The following is a 17,326-nucleotide window of genomic DNA, read 5'->3' on the forward strand; positions in this document are numbered from 1 at the left end:
CGGGAGGTGCCCAGCGGACACCTCCCGTATGCCAATAGCCTTACGTAGATGGCCAGTTGGCGCCTATGAGAAGCGTCACTGCCCGTCGGCGAGTCGGTCCTGGACGAGTCGCGCCGTCTCCGTCGGTGTCGATCCGACGCGGACGCCGGCCGCTTCGAGCGCCTTCTTCTTGGCCTCCGCCGTACCCGATGAACCGGAGACGATGGCGCCTGCGTGGCCCATCGTCTTGCCCTCGGGCGCGGTGAATCCGGCGATGTAGCCGACGACGGGTTTGGTGACGTGCTCGCGGATGTGAACCGCGGCCCGTTCCTCGGCGTCGCCGCCGATCTCCCCGATGAGGACGATGAGTTCGGTCTCGGGGTCGGCCTCGAACGCTTCGAGGCAGTCGATGTGCGTGGTGCCGATGACGGGGTCGCCGCCGATGCCCACGCACGTCGAGAAGCCGATGTCGCGCAGCTCGTACATGAGTTGGTAGGTGAGGGTGCCGGACTTGGAGACGAGTCCGATGCTGCCCGGCTTGGTGATGTCGGCCGGGATGATGCCCGCGTTCGAGGCGCCGGGCGAGATGAGCCCCGGGCAGTTGGGGCCGATGACGCGGGTGCCCTGCTGCTTCGCGTACGCCTGGAAGGTCACGGCGTCGTGCACCGGGATGCCCTCCGTGATGACGACGGCGAGCGGGATGCCCGCGTCGGCCGCCTCGATCACGGCACCCTTGGCGAAGGCCGGCGGGACGAAGACGACGGTGACGTCGGCTCCGGTGGCGGCCATGCCCTCGGCGACGCCGCCGAAGACGGGGATCTCGCGTCCTTCGAGGTCGACGCTGCTCCCGGCCTTGCGGGGGTTGACGCCGCCGACGACGTTCGTGCCCGCCTGGAGCATGCGGCGGGTGTGCTTCATGCCCTCGGCTCCGGTCATGCCCTGGACGAGGACCTTGCTCTCCTGGGTCAGGTAGATGGCCATGTCCGTTCTCCTCAGCGGGTGTTGGTGGCGAGGGAGAGGTCCGCCGCCTGGCGGGCGGCGCCGTCCATGGTGGTGGCCTGCTCGACCAGCGGGTGCGCGCGCTCCTCGAGGATGGTCCGGCCGCGCGCGGCGTTGTTGCCGTCGAGGCGGACGACGAGCGGCTTGGTCAACTGGACGTGCTCCAGGGCCTGGACGATGCCGTCGGCGACCGCGTCGCAGGCGGTGATGCCACCGAAGACGTTGACGAAGACGGACTTCACGGCCGGGTCGGAGAGGATGACGTCGAGCCCGTCCGCCATGATCTGCGCGGAGGCGCCGCCGCCGATGTCGAGGAAGTTGGCGGGCTTCGCGCCGCAGCCCGCGACCACGTCGAGGGTGGACATGACGAGCCCGGCGCCGTTGCCGATGATGCCGACCTCGCCGTCGAGCTTGACGTAGTTGAGTCCCTTGGCGGCGGCCCGCGCCTCCAGGGGCTCCTCGTGGTCCGCCTGCTCGTCGATGCCCCAACGGGCTTTGCGGAAGCGGGCGTTGTCGTCGAGGGTGACCTTGCCGTCGAGTGCGAGGATCTGCCCCTGCGCGGTGCACACGAGTGGGTTCACCTCGACGAGCAGCGCGTCCTCGCGGGTCAGGACGTCCCACAGGCGGACGAGGACGTCGACGGTCTGCGGCGGCAGTCCCGCCGCCTCGGCGATGCGGGCCCCGACGGCGGAGGTGACACCCACGGCCGGGTCGATGGGGATCCGGGCCACGGCCTCGGGCCGGGTGGCGGCGACCTCCTCGATGTCCATGCCGCCCTCGGCGGAGGCGATGGCGAGGAAGGTGCCGGCCGCGCGGTCGAGGACGTAGGAGACGTAGAACTCGGCTTCGATGTCGACGGGTTGGGCCAGCATCACCCTTCGTACGGTGTGGCCCTTGATGTCCATGCCGAGGATCTGGCGCGCCGCCAGTTCGGCGGCGGCCGGGTCGGCGGCGAGCTTGACGCCGCCCGCCTTTCCGCGTCCGCCCGTCTTGACCTGCGCCTTGACGACGACGCGACCGCCGAGCCTGCGCGCGAACTCGCGTGCCTCCTTGGCGGATTCGGTGACCTCGGCCCGCGGGACGGGGATGCCGTGCTCCGCGAACAGGTCCCTCGCCTGGTGTTCGTACAGGTCCATTTTGCGGCTCCTGTCTCAGTTCCTGCTTCAGCCACTGATTCGGCTACGGAAAGGAAAAGTGCTGCACGCCCCCTGGACACCACCCACTCAATGCGGGATACCAGTTTTCATACAGTATTCGGCGACTGTATGCAATGTACGAGCCGACGGTGGACCGACCGTGGACCAGTAGCGAGGTGAGTCGTTCGTGACCAAGGCACTCGAGGGTGTGCGCGTCCTGGACATGACCCATGTCCAGTCAGGCCCATCCGCCACGCAGATGCTGGCGTGGCTGGGTGCGGACGTCGTCAAACTGGAGGCGCCGACCGGTGACATCACGCGCAAACAGCTGCGTGACATCCCGGACGTCGACTCCCTCTACTTCACGATGCTCAACTGCAACAAGCGGAGCATCACCCTGAACACCAAGACAGAGCGCGGCAAGGAGCTGCTCACCGAACTCATCCGCAGGTCGGACGTGTTGGTGGAGAACTTCGGACCCGGCGCCGTGGACCGGATGGGTTTCACCTGGGACCGCATCCAGGAGATCAACCCCCGCATCATCTACGCCTCCATCAAGGGCTTCGGCGACGGCCCGTACACCAACTTCAAGGCCTACGAAGTGGTGGCCCAGGCCATGGGCGGCTCCATGTCGACCACCGGCTTCGAGGACGGGCCGCCCCTCGCGACCGGCGCACAGATCGGCGACTCCGGCACCGGCATCCACACCGTCGCCGGCATCCTCGCCGCCCTGTTCCAGCGCGAGAACACGGGGCGCGGACAGCGCGTGAACGTCGCCATGCAGCACGCGGTCCTCAACCTGTGCCGCGTCAAGCTACGCGACCAACAGCGCCTGGCACACGGCCCGTTGGCCGAGTACCCGAACGAGGACTTCGGCGACGAGGTGCCCCGTTCCGGCAACGCCTCCGGCGGCGGACAGCCCGGCTGGGCCGTCAAGTGCGCACCCGGCGGGCCCAACGACTACGTCTACGTCATCGTCCAGCCCGTCGGCTGGAAGCCACTCACCGAGCTGATCGGGCGGCCCGAACTGACCGAGGACGCCGACTGGGCGACACCCGAGGCACGCCTTCCGAAGCTGAACAAGATGTTCCAGCTCATCGAGGAGTGGTCCTCGACGCTCCCCAAGTGGGAGGTGTTGGACAAGCTCAACGCCCACAACATCCCCTGCGGCCCGATCCTCTCCACCAAAGAGATCATCGAGGACGAGTCGCTGGTCGCCAACGAGATGGTCGTCGAAGTGCCGCACTCGGGACGCGGCTCCTTCAAGACCGTCGGTTCCCCTCTCAAGCTCTCCGACTCCCCCGTCGACGTCACCTCCTCCCCGCTGCTCGGCGAGCACAACGCGGAGGTCTTCATCGGTGAACTCGGCCTCGGGGACGAAGAGTTGCACCTGCTTAAGTCGAACGGAGTGATCTGATTGATGGCCGAGGAACGTGAGCTCAAGGTACGGGCGCTGCTCGATGCCGTACGGGCCGAGGGACGTACAGCGCTCACCGCGCCCGAGGGAAAGGTGATCGCCGACGCGTACGGGATCGCCGTCCCCGGCGAGGAGCTCGCGACCGATGCCGACCAGGCGGTGGCGGCCGCGGCCCGCTTCGGCGGACCCGTGGTGCTCAAGATCGTCTCGCCCGACATCCTGCACAAGACCGACGCCGGCGGCGTCATCGTCGGAGTGGAGGGCGAGGCCGCCGTACGGGAGGCGTACCAGCGGATCGTCGACAACGCGCACGCCTACGCGGCCGATGCCCACATCACCGGCATCCAGGTGCAGGAACTGCTGCCCACCGGGCCCGACACCCAGGAGGTCATCGTCGGGTCCGTCACCGACCCGACCTTCGGCAAGGTCGTCGCCTTCGGGCTCGGCGGCGTCCTGGTCGAGGTGCTCAAGGACGTCACCTTCCGGCTCGCGCCGGTGACGGCGGACGAGTCCCTCGACATGCTCGACTCGATCAAGGCCGCGGAGGTGCTGCGCGGAGTGCGCGGCGCCAAGGGTGTCGACCGGGAGGCACTGGCCGAGCAGATCCGCCGAGTGTCCCAACTGGTCTCGGATTTCCCGGAGATAGCCGAGGTCGACCTCAACCCGGTGATCGCGACCCCGAAGGGCGCGCTCGCCGCCGACATCCGCGTCATCCTCGCCGAAGGCGAGCCGAAGAAGCGGCGCACGTACACCCGGGAGGAGATCCTGGGCACGATGCGACGGCTGATGGAGCCGCGCTCCGTCACCGTGATCGGTGCCTCGAACGAGCAGGGCAAGATCGGCAACTCGGTGATGCGCAACCTCATCGACGGCGGCTTCTCCGGCGAGATCCACCCGGTGAACCCGAAGTCCGACGACATCCTGGGCCGCAAGGCGTACAAGAGCGTCACGGACGTCCCCGGCGACGTCGACGTGGCGATCTTCGCGATCCCCGCCAAGTTCGTGGCCTCGGCACTCGAGGAGGTGGGTCGCAAGGGCATTCCCAACGCGGTGCTCATCCCCTCCGGGTTCGCCGAGACCGGCGAGCAGGAGCTCCAGGACGAGATCGTGGCCATCGCCGAGCGCTACGGCACCCGCCTCCTCGGCCCGAACATCTACGGCTACTACTCGACGTGGCAGGACCTGTGCGCCACGTTCTGCACGCCGTACGACGTGAAGGGCGGCGTCGCCCTTACTAGTCAGTCCGGCGGCATCGGCATGGCCATCCTGGGCTTCGCGCGCACCACGAAGACGGGTGTCTCGGCGATCGTCGGGCTCGGCAACAAGTCGGACCTCGACGAGGACGACCTGCTGACCTGGTTCGGCGAGGACCCCAACACCGACTGCATCGCGATGCACTTGGAGGACCTCAAGGACGGGCGGGCCTTCGTGGCGGCCGCGCGCGAGACCGTGCCGAAGAAGCCGGTCGTCGTCCTGAAGGCGGGACGTACCGCGGCGGGCGCCAAGGCGGCCGGTTCGCACACGGGCGCGCTCGCGGGCGACGACGCCGTGTACGAGGACATCCTCAAGCAGGCCGGTGTCATCCGGGCACCGGGCCTGAACGACATGCTGGAGTACGCGCGGGCGCTGCCGGTGCTTCCGACCCCCAAGGGCGACAACGTCGTGATCATCACGGGGGCGGGCGGTTCGGGTGTGCTGCTCTCGGACGCGGTGATGGACAACGGGCTCCAACTCATGGAGATCCCAGACGACTTGGACGCGGCATTCCGCGCGTTCATTCCGCCCTTCGGCGCCGCCGGCAACCCCGTGGACATCACGGGCGGCGAGCCCCCGTCGACGTACGAGGCGACGATCCGGCTCGGGCTCGAGGACCCGCGGATCCATTCGCTGGTGCTCGGCTACTGGCACACCATCGTCACCCCGCCCATGGTGTTCGCGGAGGTGACGGCGCGCGTCGTCCAGGAGTTCCGGGAGCGCGGCATCGAGAAGCCCGTGGTGGCCTCGCTGGCCGGCGACGTCGAGGTCGAGGAGGCGTGCCAGTACCTCTTCGACCGGGGTGTCGTCGCGTACCCGTACACGACCGAGAAGCCCGTCGCGGTGCTCGGCGCGAAGTACAAGTGGGCCCGCGCGGCAGGGAAGTTGGGGGGCGCTCGATGACGTAGGCGAGCGGCGGGTCCGGTCGGCGGTGTGCGCCGACCGGACCCAGGACCCGTGCGCACACGAAAGACATGTGGACAGGGGGCGCTGCCCAGTTCTTTCGACGCAAGGGAAACGATCGACATGACAACAACCGATCTGCCGAATTCCGTCCCCTACAGGGAGGTGACGGACGCCAACGGCCGGATGTACCGGGTTGGCGAGACCGACATCGACATCATGGGTCGCGGGCGCAAGTGGATGGTCATCCTGCCCTGGGTGGGCATGATGGGCATCTCGTCAGCGGAGTACGCGTTCGCGTCCGCCGAGGACACACTGCACACCGCGCACCATTGGAACAGCGGACACATCTTCTGGATGATGACCGTCTGGATCTTCTTCCAGGCCGCCGTGGCCATGCCCGCGGGCAGGCTGCGGGAGAGCGGCAAACTGGCGGCCCGCTGGGCGATGATGCTCGGTGCGGCCGGCACACTGCTCGGCTATCTGTCGCTGGCCTACGCGCCGCACGTCATCGTCGCGTACATCGGCTTCGGCATGTTCAGCGGTATGGGCGCGGGCATGGTGTACGCGACCTGCGTCAACATGGTCGGCAAGTGGTATCCGGAGCGCAGGGGTGGCAAGACCGGCTTCGTCAACGGCGGTTTCGCCTACGGTTCGGTGCCGTTCGTCTTCCTCTTCACCGGGTTCATGGACCTGACCAACTTCCGTTGGGTGCTGGTCTCGGTGGGTGTGCTGCTCGCCGGGGTGGTCGCCGTGGCCGGCTACTTCTTCAAGGATCCGCCGAAGAACTGGTGGCCGGCGAACGTCGACCCGCTCAACCCGCCTGCGGACCCGCGAGCCCGCAGGTCCCTGGAGAAGAACCCGCCGGCCGTCAAGCAGTACAGCCCGTCGGAGGCGTGGAAGACCGGCCGCGTGGGGCTGATGTGGTTCTGTCTCGCCTGTACGTCGGGCGTGAACATCTTCGGCATCGCCTTCCAGGTCGACATCGGCAAGGAAGCGGGCTTCGCGGGCGGCATCGTGGCGACCGCGATGTCACTCAAGGCGGTCGTCAACGGCACCGGTCGCGGTGTCATCGGCTGGCTCTCCGACCGGTACGGGCGCAAGCAGTGCCTGCTGGCGGTCTGCGTGATCCTGGGCCTGGCCCAGTTCGGCATCATCTGGTCGGCGTCGGAGCAGCTCCTCGCGATGTTCCTGATCTTCTCCGCGATCTCCGGCTTCGGTGGCGGCGCGATCTTCCCGATGTTCGCGGCCCTGACCGCGGACTACTTCGGGGAGAACAACAACGCCACCAACTACGGCATGGTCTACAGCTCCAAGCTCGTCTCAGGGCTCGGCGCGGGCATGGGGTCCGTCGTCGTCGGCGCCTGGGGGCACTCCGGTGCGTTCATCCTGGCCGGCTGCATTTCGTTCTTCGCCGGCTTCGTGGCCATCTTCCTGTCCCCGCCCGGTAGGCCCAAGAACCGTGGGATCCGCCCCAACCCACAACCCCTAGGTGAGGAGATGGCTTGATATGACAGCGGAACCTGTCTCCGCTAGTAATACGGCACCGGCTACGGGGAGCCGGTACCGAGAAATCACCGATGAGCACGGCCGGATCTACCGGGTGGGCGAGACCGACCGCGACATCCTCGGCCACTCCCGCAAGTTCATGGTGTATCTGCCATGGGTCGCGATGATGGCCATCAGTGTCTCCGAGTACGCCTACGGGTCCGCCGAGGACACACTGTCGTCGGCACACGGCTGGACGCAGTCCAACACCTTCTGGATCCTGAGCATTTGGGTGTTCTTCCAGGCGGGTGTGGCGTTCCCGGCCGGCTGGCTGCGGGAGAAGGGCATCATGCCGGCCCGCCGGGCCATGTATGTCGGCTCCTTCATGTGTCTCATCGGGTTCCTGGCCCTGTCACACCTCCACAACGTGTGGCTGGCCATCCTCGGATTCGGCGTCATCGGCGGGCTCGGCTCCGGGTTCGTGTACGCGACCTGCATCAACATGGTCGGCAAGTGGTACCCCGAACGCAAAGGCGGCAGGACAGGTTTCGTCAACGGAGGCTTCGCCTATGGGTCGCTTCCGTTCATCTTCATCTTCAACTACGCCTTCGACACGTCGAACTACCACCGTGTGCTCGACATGATCGGTGCGTACGTACTGGTCGTCGTGCTGGTGTGCGCGTTCTTCTTCCGGGACCCGCCGAAGAACTGGTGGCCCTCCGAAGTCGACCCGCTGGCGAAGTCGGGCAACAGCAAGACCCAGGCGGCCCTGGCCAAGAACCCGCCCGCGGTCAAGCAGTTCACGCCCATGGAGGCCATCAAGACGGGTCAACTGCCGCTGATGTGGCTGAGCCTGGTCCTGACGGCAGGTGTGTCGATCTTCGGCATCTCCTTCCAGGTCGACTTCGCCAAGGAGGTCGGCTTCGGTCCGCTCGTGGCCGCGTCGTCGATGGGTGTCATGGCGGTCATCAACGGGGTCGGCCGTGCCGTGGTCGGCTGGATGTCGGACATCTGGGGCCGCAAGGCGAGCCTGATCCTCGTGATCGTCGTTCTCGGACTCGCCCAGTTCGGCATCATCTGGGCGGGCGACATGCACAGCGAATGGCTGTTCCTGGTCTTCGCGTTCCTGTCCGGCTTCGGTGGCGGCGCGTTCTACCCGATGTTCGCGGCGCTGACCCCGGACTACTTCGGGGAGAACTTCAACGCCACCAACTACGGCCTGGTGTACAGCGGGAAGCTCGTCAGTGGTCTGTTTGGCGGCGGACTCGGCTCGATGGTGGTCGGCGCCTGGGGTTACAACGGGGCGTACGCCCTGGCCGGCGGGATCTCCATGCTGTCGGCGCTCGTGGCGCTGCTGTTGCGGCAGCCCGGTCGGAACAAGAAGGCGGTGTCATTGACATGATCACGTAAAGCGCGTCCGTAACAGTTGAGTGGGGCCCGGCCATGTCGGCCGGGCCCCACTCATGTGGTGTGCGCTATTTCCTGAGTGCGGCCAGGTTGTCGTAGCCGATACGGGCGTGGGTCAGGGACTGGGCGGGGACGGTGGAGCTGGGCGCGTTGTCCTGCTCGACCATGGGGTTGCGGTAGTTGCGGGCGCCGACCCGCTTGAAGAACGTCCGGTAGTCGATGACACCTTCGCCGAAGGGCACCATGTCGTAGCCCTCTCCGCTGGTGTCGTTGCGGGTGCCGTCCTTCGCGTGGAAGAGCGGGTAGCGCGCGTTGTGGGCGACGACGAGGGCGGCCGGGTCGAAGACCTTCTCGCGCGTGGAGCCGTCGTGCGCGGTGTAGGTGTGGAACTTGTACTGGGCCACGTGCGCCCAGAAGATGTCCATCTCCAGCCACACCGACTTCGGGTCGCTGATCCGCAGGAAGTACTCGAGCTTGCGGATGCCGGAGCTGCGGGTCGGGCGACCCTGGTCGTCGAGCGGCCCTCCGTCGATGAGGAATCCGTACGCCGCGTCGTGGTTGTGCGTGTAGAGCTTGAGGCCCGCGCGGTCCGCGATCCGCCCCAGCGCGTTCCACTTGTCGGCGGCGACGTCCCAGTCCGCCTTGTACGAACTGCCGGTGGGGTCGCCGCCGGTGCCCATGTGGTCCATGCCGAGGATGTTCGCGATCTCCAGATGCTTCTTGAACTGGTCGGTGTCGGCCTGGGTGAGCGGCCAGGACGACGGGATGAAACCGTGGTTGCCCTGGGCGCGCAGGCCGTACTCGTCGAGCCAGGAGCGCAGCAGCTTCGCGCCCGCGACGGACTCCAGGTTCGCCCCTCCGGGCGCGTTGGCGTGCTGGCCGTACCCGGCGAACTCGACCTGCTTGTAGCCGTAGCGGGCCAGCTCCTTGAACACCTCGCGGAATCCGGAGGGCAGGGTGCTGGTCAGCGGATCGCGGCCGGTGGCGTCGCGCACGGTGTAGAGGATGATGCCGCGCTTGTCCGCGGGTACGAGCCTGGTGCCGAGGCCGCCGCCGGAGCTGGTGGCGGTGCCGGTCGCCGGCTGGGCGAGGGCGGGGGCCGCGCCGAGGACGGGCGCGGCGATGGCGGCGCCTGCGACCGCGGTGCAGGTGCTGAGGAAGCGGCGGCGGTTGATGCCGAGGCGCGATCTGAGGGCTTCGTCGGGGCCTGCTGCCGCATCTGCGGCGGTGGTGCGGTGGAGTTCGGTCACGGGTGCCTTCTCTCGGTCCGGGCGTTGTCAGTGGCGTGTGCTTCACTCTCTGTAACTGCTTCTGCTCCTCCGGCCAGAGCGAGGAGCAGGGCTTTCACTTCGGTGGCCGCGACGCGGCCGGAGAACGCGTGGGGGGTGGAGCACAGGATGAGCGGACCTTCTTCATCGCTCGTCGGGAGCCGTCCGTGGCTGCCGCGAATAGGCGAGGCGTCCAGCGGGACGACGGCCATGCGGTAGCGCATGCCGAGCTTCTTGCGGGCGAGGGCGGTGGCCGCCTTGACCTTCACATAGGGGTCGAGGGGGTCCATGAAGAGTTCGACCGGGTCGTAGCCGGGTTTGCGGTGGATCTCGACGAGCTGCGCGAAGTCGGGCGCGCGGGCGTCGTCGAGCCAGTAGTAGTACGTGAACCAGGCATCGGCCTCGGCGATCGCGACGAGTTCGCCGGAGCGCGGGTGGTCGAGCTGGTGCGCCTTCTTGCCCTCGTCGTCGAGGAGTTGCTCGATGCCGGGCACGTCGGCGAGCGCTTCCCGGGTGGCGTCGAGGTCCTCGGGCCGGCGTACGTAGATGTGCGCGATCTGGTGATCCGCGACGGCGAAGGCGCGGGAAGCCATCGGGTCGAGGTACTCCATGCCGTCCTGCGTGTGCACCTCGAGCAGTCCGGCGCGGCGCAGCGCCCGGTTGATGTGGACGGGGCGGTCGGCGCGGGTGATGCCGTACTCGGACAGGGCGACGACGGTGCGGCCTTCGGCGCGGGCGTCGTCCAGGAGCGGGGCGAGGGCGGCGTCGAGATCGGCGGCCGCCCGGTGGGAACGCGGGTCGTCTGGGCCGTAGCGCTGCAAGTCGTAATCGAGATGCGGGAGGTAGCTCAGGATCAGGTCGGGGTGACGGGTGTCCAGGACGTGCCGGGTGGCGTCGACGATCCACTGGCTCGAGACGAGGTCGGCGCCCGGACCCCAGAAGTGGAACAGGGGGAACGTGCCGAGCTTGTCGGTGAGTTCGTCGTGCAGGGCCGGGGGCCGGGTGTAGCAGTCGGGTTCCTTGCGGCCGTCGGCGTAGTAGACGGGACGGGGAGTGACGGTGATGTCGGTGTCGGCGCCCATGGCGTACCACCAGCAGATATTGGCGACCGTGTAACCGGGGTGAGCCCGACGGGCGGCGTCCCACAGTTTGTCCCCGGCGACGAGCCCGTTGTGCTGCCGCCACAGCAGCACGTCACCGAGCTCACGGAAGTACCACCCGTTGCCGACGATCCCGTGCTCGGCGGGCATCGCGCCGGTCAGAAAGGTGGACTGGGCGGCGCAGGTGACGGCGGGCAACACGGTCCCGAGCGGGGCGCGGGAGCCGTCCCGGCCGAGGCGTTGAAGGTTGGGCATGTGATCGAGCAGACGGGGGGTGAGACCGACGATGTCGAGGACGAGGAGAGGGGTGGGCATCTCCGCCCCCTGAGCACTCTTAAGCCCCTGCGGCGATTGAGCAGGCCCTTCAAGCCCCCGCGGCGCTTGAGCAGGCCCTTCAAGCCCGCGCGGCGCTTGAGCAGGCCTTTTAAGCCCCTGCGGCGATTGAGCAGCGGGGTCCGGGGCGGAGCCCCGTGGCGTGGGGGCGGCGCCGCGCCGGGCATCCGACGACTGACCGGAGGTCATGGCAACTCCTTGAGGCCGAGGTCGGTCAACAGATCACGGGCCAGGGCCAGTTCCGCCGCAATGCCATCGGCCAACTGCTGCCGCCCACGCGGCCGCAAGGCCACCGGCAGCGCCTGCCACGTGTAGGTCTCGACCTCCAGGTGACGGGTGAGCGGACGCGCACCACCGACGAGGCGGACGAGCGCGTCCTTGAGGACATCGAGTGTGGAGGTGAGAGGCGCGGCGGGAGCCGCGTGCAGCGGTACGTGGAAGTGGGCCCGCCAGGGCACCCCCTGCGGCAGACCACCCCGCCCACCGCCAGCCAGGGCCTCGCCGAGGTCGTCGACGCCATGCAGGGCGCCGTCGGCACAGGCCCGGGTCTGGTGCAGGAAGCGGGGCTCGTCGAACGCGGCGAGCGCGGCCCGGACTTCGGGCAGATGGGGCTGTTCGGCATGGAGCGCGGCGGAGAGTTGCGCCTTCACGACGGGGATGTGGGCGGCGCCCAGGGCGTCGAGCGCGGTGTCGGGTTCTTCAAAGGAGGTGGCGAGGTGGCAGGTGTCCAGACACAGGCCGATACGGTCGGTGCGGGCGACGTCGGTGAGGGGGCCGATGGCGTCGCCGGTGGTCTCGACGGTGCAGCCGGGTTCGGGTTCAAGGCCGACGCGGATCGAGTGGCCGGTCAGCTCCTCGATGGTGTCGAGGCGTTCGGCGAGGGTGCGCAGGGCGTCACGGGCCCGTTCGGCGCGCGGCGGATCGTGCGCGGTGCGCCAGGCGAGCGGCAGGGTGGAGACGGTGCCCTCGGTGGCGTCGGCGGGCAGCAGGGCGCCGAGCAGCCGGGCCAGGTCGACGGTGTGGGTGAGGCGCTCCTCGTCGGCCCAGTCCGGCTTGTAGACGCGGTACTTGACCTCCGCCGCGCCGAACCCCTCGTAGGGGAAGCCGTTGAGGGTGACGACCTCGAGGCCGCGCCGGTCGAGTTCGGCGCGCAGTCCGCGCAGCGCGGTGGGGTCGGTGACGAGGGCGCGGGCAGCGTCCCTCGCGAGCCACAGGCCGATGCCGAGTCGGTCCCTGCCGAGGCGCTTGCGCACGGGTTCGCAGTGGTCGCGCAGTTGGGCGAGGACGCCGTCGAGGGTCTCGGCGGGGTGCACGTTGGTGCAGTACGCGAGGTGGACGGTGGAGCCGTCGGGGTGCCGGAAGCGCATGGGTCACTCACCGCCGCGCAGGACCGAGTTGCCTTCGTGGGTAGCGGGTTCCGTCGCCGGGACGTCGAGTCGCAGGCGGTCGCTGAGCCCGTAGAACGCGACCGGGTTGCGCCACAGCACGTGGTCGACGTCGTCGGCGGTGAAGCCGGTGGCGAGCATGGCGTCGGCGACCTTGCGGGTCTTGAGCGGGTCGCTGTTGCCCCAGTCGGCCGCGGAGTTGACGAGGACCTTATCCGGCCCTTGGACGCGCAGGATCTCCACCATCCGCTCCTCGTCCATCTTGGTGTCCGGGTAGACGGAGAAGCCGAGCCAGGCGCCGGAGTCCTTGGCCTCCTTGACGGTGGTCTCGTTGAGGTGGTCGATCAGGACCCGCTCGACGGGCAGCGCGGACTCGCGGACGACGTCGAGGGTGCGGCGAAGCCCGGCGAGCTTGTCGCGGTGCGGGGTGTGCACGAGGGCGGGCAGGCCGTGGTCGGCGGCCAGTTGAAGCTGGACGGCGAGCGCGGTGTCCTCGGCGGCGGTCATGGAGTCGTAGCCGATCTCGCCGACGGCGACGACGTTGTCCTTCACGAGGTAGCGGGGCAGCGCGTCCAGGACGGGGGTGCAGCGCGGGTCGTTCGCCTCCTTGGGGTTGAGGGCGATCGTGCAGTGGTGCGCGATCCCGTACTGGGCGGCGCGGAAGGGCTCCCAGCCCAGGAGGGAGTCGAAGTAGTCGTAGAAGGAGGCGGGCGACGTGCGGGGCTGGCCGAGCCAGAAGGCGGGTTCCACCAGGGCCCGCACCCCGGCGGCGTGCATCGCCTTGTAGTCGTCGGTGGTGCGCGAGGTCATGTGGATGTGGGGGTCGAAGATGCGCATCAGGACTCCTTGCCGTGGGGATCGGCCCGGTTCTCCGTCAGGGGCTCGGGCGCGGTGCGGGCCAGGACGCGGTGCAGGTCGTCGGGGACGGGGCGCCCGGCGGCGGTGCGCTCGTCGGCGAAGTCGGCCAGCATGCGGGCGAGTTCGCCGTCGCCGCGGGCGCGGTCGGTCAGCAGCGCCACGGCGTCCACCGGTACCCCGGTGAACAGGCACTTGAGGACGGCGTGCCGCCACGCGTGGGCGGGCAGGTGCGTGGCGGCGTACGGCCCGACGGCGGCCGCCACCAGGCGGGTGTCGTTGGCGCGCAGGGCGTCCTCGACCAGCGGGAGGGCGTCCGGGCCTGCCACCAGGTGGGGCAGGGCGAGCAGTACGGCGCGGCGTTCGGCGGCGCTGCCCTGGGTGTACAGCGCGGCGAGCGTGGCGGTGTCTGCTCTGGCGGCGTGCAGCAGCAGGAGCCGGGCGGCGTCCGCGTGTTCGTCGCCGGCGCGGCGGCCGGCTTCGGCGAAGCGCAATTGCCATGCCGGGAGGGGGTGTTCGCGCGCTTCGTCGGCTGGGTGCGTGGCCGCGTCGGTGAGCGCCGCGTGCAGCCAGGCGCGGGCGGTGTCGTCCAGCGCGGCGTCGAGCCGTTCACGGACGACGCCGAGGGCCGGGAGGGAGACGGTGTCGGTGTCGTACGTCATGGGGTACCTCCTCGCAGCGCCGACGGGGTCACAGCACGCAGGAAGTCGATTGATTGGGAGGCCAGTTGGGGGCCCGCGTGGGAGTGGCGGGGCAGTTCGACGACGGTCAGGCCGCGGTAGCCGGTGGCGGCGAGGGCGTCGAGCACGGGCGGGAAGTCGATCTCCCCTTCGCCGAACGGCAGATGCTCGTGGACGCCCCGGCGCATGTCCTCGATCTGCACATGCCGCAGCCAGGGCGCCGCCGCGCGGACGCAGTCGGCGGGAGGCAGCGGCTCCAGGCACTGGCAGTGCCCGATGTCGAGGGTCAGGCCGAGCGCCTCGGGGCTGCCCAGGTCGCGGCGCAGCCGGTGGAAGTCGGCCAGCGTGGCGAGGAGATGGCCGGGTTCGGGCTCGATGGCGAGCGGCACACCGGCGGAGTCGGCGGCTTCCAGTACGGGGGTGAGCGCTGCGGCGAGGTGCTTCCACGCGGTGTCCGGGTCGGTGCCGTCGGGGGTCACGCCGCTGAAGCAGTGCACCGCGTGGGCGCCCAGGTCGGCGGCGGCCTGGGCGGCGCGGACGAGCAGTCGGATACGTAGGGCCCGGGCGTCGGGGTCCGGGTCGAGGAGGGAGGGGCCGTGTTTGCGGCGTGGGTCGAGAACGTAACGGGCGCCGGTCTCCACGGTGACCGTGAGCCGGTGCCGGTCAAGGGCGCGGGCCACCTCGCGGGTGCGCGCCGCAAGGTCCGGGGCGAGCGGGTCGAGGTGCATGTGGTCGAGGGTGAGCCCGACACCGTCGTAGCCGAGGTCGGCGAGGAGGCCGAGGGCGTCGTCGAGGCGCAGGTCGGTGAGGCCGTTGGTGCCGTAACCCCAGCGGGGCGGGAGCGCGGCACGTTCGGGGCCGGTCGCGGTCATGTGACGCTCACCTTCTTCGCGAAGCGGCGGGCGAGCGGAGCGAGGGCGAGGGTGGCCAGGGCGCTCACGGGGGCGCCGGAGCGGGCGGCCAGCGCGGACTGGAGGGGGACGAGCGCGCGAATCCCGGCGCCGACGGCGCGCTGGGTGAGCGGGGGCGAGGGGTTGAGCGCGGCGTGGAAGAGGGGGCGCAGGGCGGTGGCGGCGTATGCGGCGACGGGGAGGACGAGGGTGCCCCGGCCGTCGCCCCACGCCAGGCGGGGGCCCCTCCCCTGCGGGGCCAGGAGCGCGGCGGCGATCGCGGCACCCGTGGCCAGGGCCGTCAAGGGCCCGACGACGGAGCCACCCTGGGCTTCGCTGCGGGAGACGGTGGTGACCGCGGTCGCGTGGGTGGCCAGGGTGGCGGCCGCGGCGAGCACCGGCACCAGGGCGCCGCGCACCCCGGCCGAAGGCGCCATCGCCCCCGCAGGGGCTGTCGCCGCCGCAGGCACTGTCGCCGCCGCAGGCACTGTCGCCGCCGCAGGCACTGTCGCCGCCGCAGGGGCTGTCGCCGCCGCGCCCATGAGCAGGTCCAAGCCGCGGGCGGCGCCCATCGCTGCCGGGCCCGCCGCGGTGTGCTTGAGGTGCAGGTCGTATGCCCACACCGTCGCCGCGAGGGCCGTCGCCAGCGTGCCGGTCGTCCGGCCGGCACGGGAGGCCAGGGCGAGGCCGGTGCCGGTCAGCGCTCCCGCCGCGATCAGCGCGTGGCCCGGGCGGATGCGTCCGGAGGGCAGTGGGCGGTGCGGGCGGTCGCGGGCGTCCTCGTCGCGGTCGGCCCAGTCGTTGAGCGCCATGCCCGCCGCGTACAGGCTGACGGAGGCGCCGACGGCGAGGAACGTGCCGCGGGTGGGCCGGGCCCCTGCCGCGGCGGCCCCGGCCAAGGCGTCCCCCGGCACGGTGAACAGGGCCGGGAGCCGCAGGAGTTCGACCCACGCCCGGCCTCGCGACGCCGGCCCCCGCTCCCCCACCCCCTCCCCACTCACGCCGCACCGTCCCGCAGGCGCTCCGCGAAGGAGAGAAGGGACTCGTACTGGCGGTCCAGGTCGGAGGACGCGCCGGGGTCGGGATCCTTGAAGTAGAAGCCCAACTCGGGCCGTGGGCCGGTCAGTCCGGACTCCGCGGCGCTCAGCAGCAGGCGCACGAGGTCGAGGACGAGGGGCGCGGCGAGGGCCGAGTCGCAGCCCTGCCACGTGGTCTGCAGGGTCATCCGCGCGCCGAGGAAACCGTCGAAGGCGATGTGGTCCCAGGCCGTCTTCCAGTCGCCGAGCGCCGGGACGTCGTCGATGTGGACCTCGCCCTGCGGGACGGCGCCGAGGGTGTCGGCGAGGACGCGTTCCTTGCCGGCGTTCTTCGCGGCGGCCGCGGCCGGATCGGCGAGGGCGGCGCCGTCACCGCCGCCGAGGAGGTTGGTGCCGGACCACGCGCGCACGTCGAGCGCGCGCTTGCGGAACATCGGGCCGAGCACGGACCGCAGCAGCGTCTGCCCGGTCTTGCCGTCGCGGCCCGCGTAGGGGACGCCCGCGGTGTGCGCCGCGTGCTGAAGAGAGAGGTGGTGGAGTCCCGTGGAGGGGGTGAAGTTGATGTACGGAAGGCCGGCGCGCAGGGCCGCCGCGGCGTACAGGGAGCTGGCCGGGAGCTCGTCCCCGCGTGGTGGCGCCTCGGTGGAGGCGACGTTCACGACGACGGCCCCGGCCAGGGCGTGGCGTCGTACGAAGGACTGGATGTCGGCGGTGAAGGCGGCGATCAGCTCGTCCTGGGGGCGGCCGTCGCCGGGCAGCGGTCGGCCGGGCACGATCTCCCGGTCGGCGGCGGCGAGTTCGGCGCCCACCGCTCCCGGAAGTCCGTGCGGCAGCACTCCCCCGGCGGCGAGCTGTTCGGCGCGCTTGGGGAGCGGGCAGTCGAGGGTGTCGTGGCCGCCGAAGACGAGGGACGTCAGGGACGGCAGGCCCACCGTGGTGAACGGCTCGGTCTCCGTGACCATGCCGGACGGCGAATGCAGCCCGGCGCCGATGGCGGCGCACCCCGCGATCGCCGTGGTGGCGACGGAGCCGCGGGCCCCGACCAGCCACACACCGAACCGGGGGCCGGGCGGGGACGAAGGGCAGGACGGTCCGGCGGACATGGGCAGCCTCCTAGTCGAACGTGAAGCCATGCGTGGAACCAGTCGTGAAGCCATGCGTGCGCATCTGCGCGAACCAGCTGGGCGCGAACCAC

Annotated in this window: 14 protein-coding genes; 4 read left to right on the top strand and 10 right to left on the bottom strand. The window is 70.1% G+C overall.

What is annotated here, in order from left to right; translation table 11 throughout:
- Window positions 1-75 precede the first annotated feature (75 nt).
- Complete coding sequence (gene sucD / locus ACWD2L_RS32965) at window positions 76-960, bottom strand: succinate--CoA ligase subunit alpha (RefSeq protein ID WP_351342018.1); 885 nt, start codon at window positions 958-960, stop codon at window positions 76-78.
- Between the two features lie 11 nt (window positions 961-971).
- Window positions 972-2,114, bottom strand: a complete 1,143-nt coding sequence (gene sucC / locus ACWD2L_RS32970; protein WP_351342016.1) for an ADP-forming succinate--CoA ligase subunit beta — start codon at window positions 2,112-2,114, stop codon at window positions 972-974.
- Between the two features lie 187 nt (window positions 2,115-2,301).
- On the opposite strand from sucC, the gene frc reads away from it, so the two are divergent.
- The 4 genes from frc to ACWD2L_RS32990 all read left to right on the top strand — a co-directional run bounded on the left by frc (window position 2,302) and on the right by ACWD2L_RS32990 (window position 8,578).
- On the top strand, window positions 2,302-3,531 hold the full coding sequence (gene frc, locus ACWD2L_RS32975; RefSeq protein WP_351342014.1) for a formyl-CoA transferase: 1,230 nt from the start codon (window positions 2,302-2,304) through the stop codon (window positions 3,529-3,531).
- Window positions 3,532-3,534: 3 nt separating this feature from the next.
- Window positions 3,535-5,688 (top strand): acetate--CoA ligase family protein, encoded by a 2,154-nt coding sequence (locus ACWD2L_RS32980; protein ID WP_351342012.1) that lies wholly within the window; start codon window positions 3,535-3,537, stop codon window positions 5,686-5,688.
- A gap of 123 nt (window positions 5,689-5,811) precedes the next feature.
- Window positions 5,812-7,197: an OFA family MFS transporter gene (locus ACWD2L_RS32985; RefSeq protein WP_351342010.1), complete on the top strand. Its 1,386-nt coding sequence runs from the start codon at window positions 5,812-5,814 to the stop codon at window positions 7,195-7,197.
- 1 nt (window position 7,198) lies between these two features.
- Entirely contained in the window at window positions 7,199-8,578 is a 1,380-nt protein-coding gene (locus tag ACWD2L_RS32990) for an OFA family MFS transporter (protein WP_351342008.1), read from the top strand.
- A gap of 73 nt (window positions 8,579-8,651) precedes the next feature.
- Here ACWD2L_RS32990 and ACWD2L_RS32995 read toward each other — a convergent pair whose 3' ends face one another.
- The 8 genes from ACWD2L_RS32995 to ACWD2L_RS33030 all read right to left on the bottom strand — a co-directional run bounded on the left by ACWD2L_RS32995 (window position 8,652) and on the right by ACWD2L_RS33030 (window position 17,234).
- Window positions 8,652-9,833, bottom strand: a complete 1,182-nt coding sequence (locus tag ACWD2L_RS32995; protein ID WP_351342006.1) for a sugar phosphate isomerase/epimerase family protein — start codon at window positions 9,831-9,833, stop codon at window positions 8,652-8,654.
- Window positions 9,830-11,266, bottom strand: coding sequence for a nucleotide pyrophosphatase/phosphodiesterase family protein (locus ACWD2L_RS33000; RefSeq protein ID WP_351342004.1), 1,437 nt, complete (start codon window positions 11,264-11,266; stop codon window positions 9,830-9,832). The genes ACWD2L_RS32995 and ACWD2L_RS33000 overlap by 4 nt, the downstream gene beginning before the upstream one ends.
- A gap of 203 nt (window positions 11,267-11,469) precedes the next feature.
- Window positions 11,470-12,651: a metabolite traffic protein EboE gene (gene eboE, locus ACWD2L_RS33005; RefSeq protein ID WP_351341822.1), complete on the bottom strand. Its 1,182-nt coding sequence runs from the start codon at window positions 12,649-12,651 to the stop codon at window positions 11,470-11,472.
- A 3-nt stretch (window positions 12,652-12,654) separates the two neighbouring features.
- Window positions 12,655-13,506: a TatD family hydrolase gene (locus ACWD2L_RS33010; RefSeq protein WP_351341820.1), complete on the bottom strand. Its 852-nt coding sequence runs from the start codon at window positions 13,504-13,506 to the stop codon at window positions 12,655-12,657.
- A complete protein-coding gene (locus tag ACWD2L_RS33015) occupies window positions 13,506-14,186 on the bottom strand; it encodes an EboA domain-containing protein (RefSeq protein WP_351341818.1) in 681 nt (226 codons plus the stop codon). Before ACWD2L_RS33015 ends, ACWD2L_RS33010 begins: the two co-directional genes overlap by 1 nt.
- Window positions 14,183-15,076 carry a sugar phosphate isomerase/epimerase family protein gene (locus ACWD2L_RS33020; protein WP_351341817.1) on the bottom strand — a complete coding sequence of 298 codons (894 nt, stop codon included), beginning with the start codon at window positions 15,074-15,076 and terminating at the stop codon, window positions 14,183-14,185. The genes ACWD2L_RS33015 and ACWD2L_RS33020 overlap by 4 nt, the downstream gene beginning before the upstream one ends.
- Window positions 15,073-16,095, bottom strand: coding sequence for an SCO3242 family prenyltransferase (locus ACWD2L_RS33025; RefSeq protein ID WP_351341815.1), 1,023 nt, complete (start codon window positions 16,093-16,095; stop codon window positions 15,073-15,075). Before ACWD2L_RS33025 ends, ACWD2L_RS33020 begins: the two co-directional genes overlap by 4 nt.
- Complete coding sequence (locus ACWD2L_RS33030) at window positions 16,092-17,234, bottom strand: inositol-3-phosphate synthase (RefSeq protein WP_351341813.1); 1,143 nt, start codon at window positions 17,232-17,234, stop codon at window positions 16,092-16,094. The genes ACWD2L_RS33025 and ACWD2L_RS33030 overlap by 4 nt, the downstream gene beginning before the upstream one ends.
- Between the last annotated feature and the right edge of the window lie 92 nt (window positions 17,235-17,326).

Source organism: Streptomyces sp. NPDC002754 (assembly GCF_053592315.1).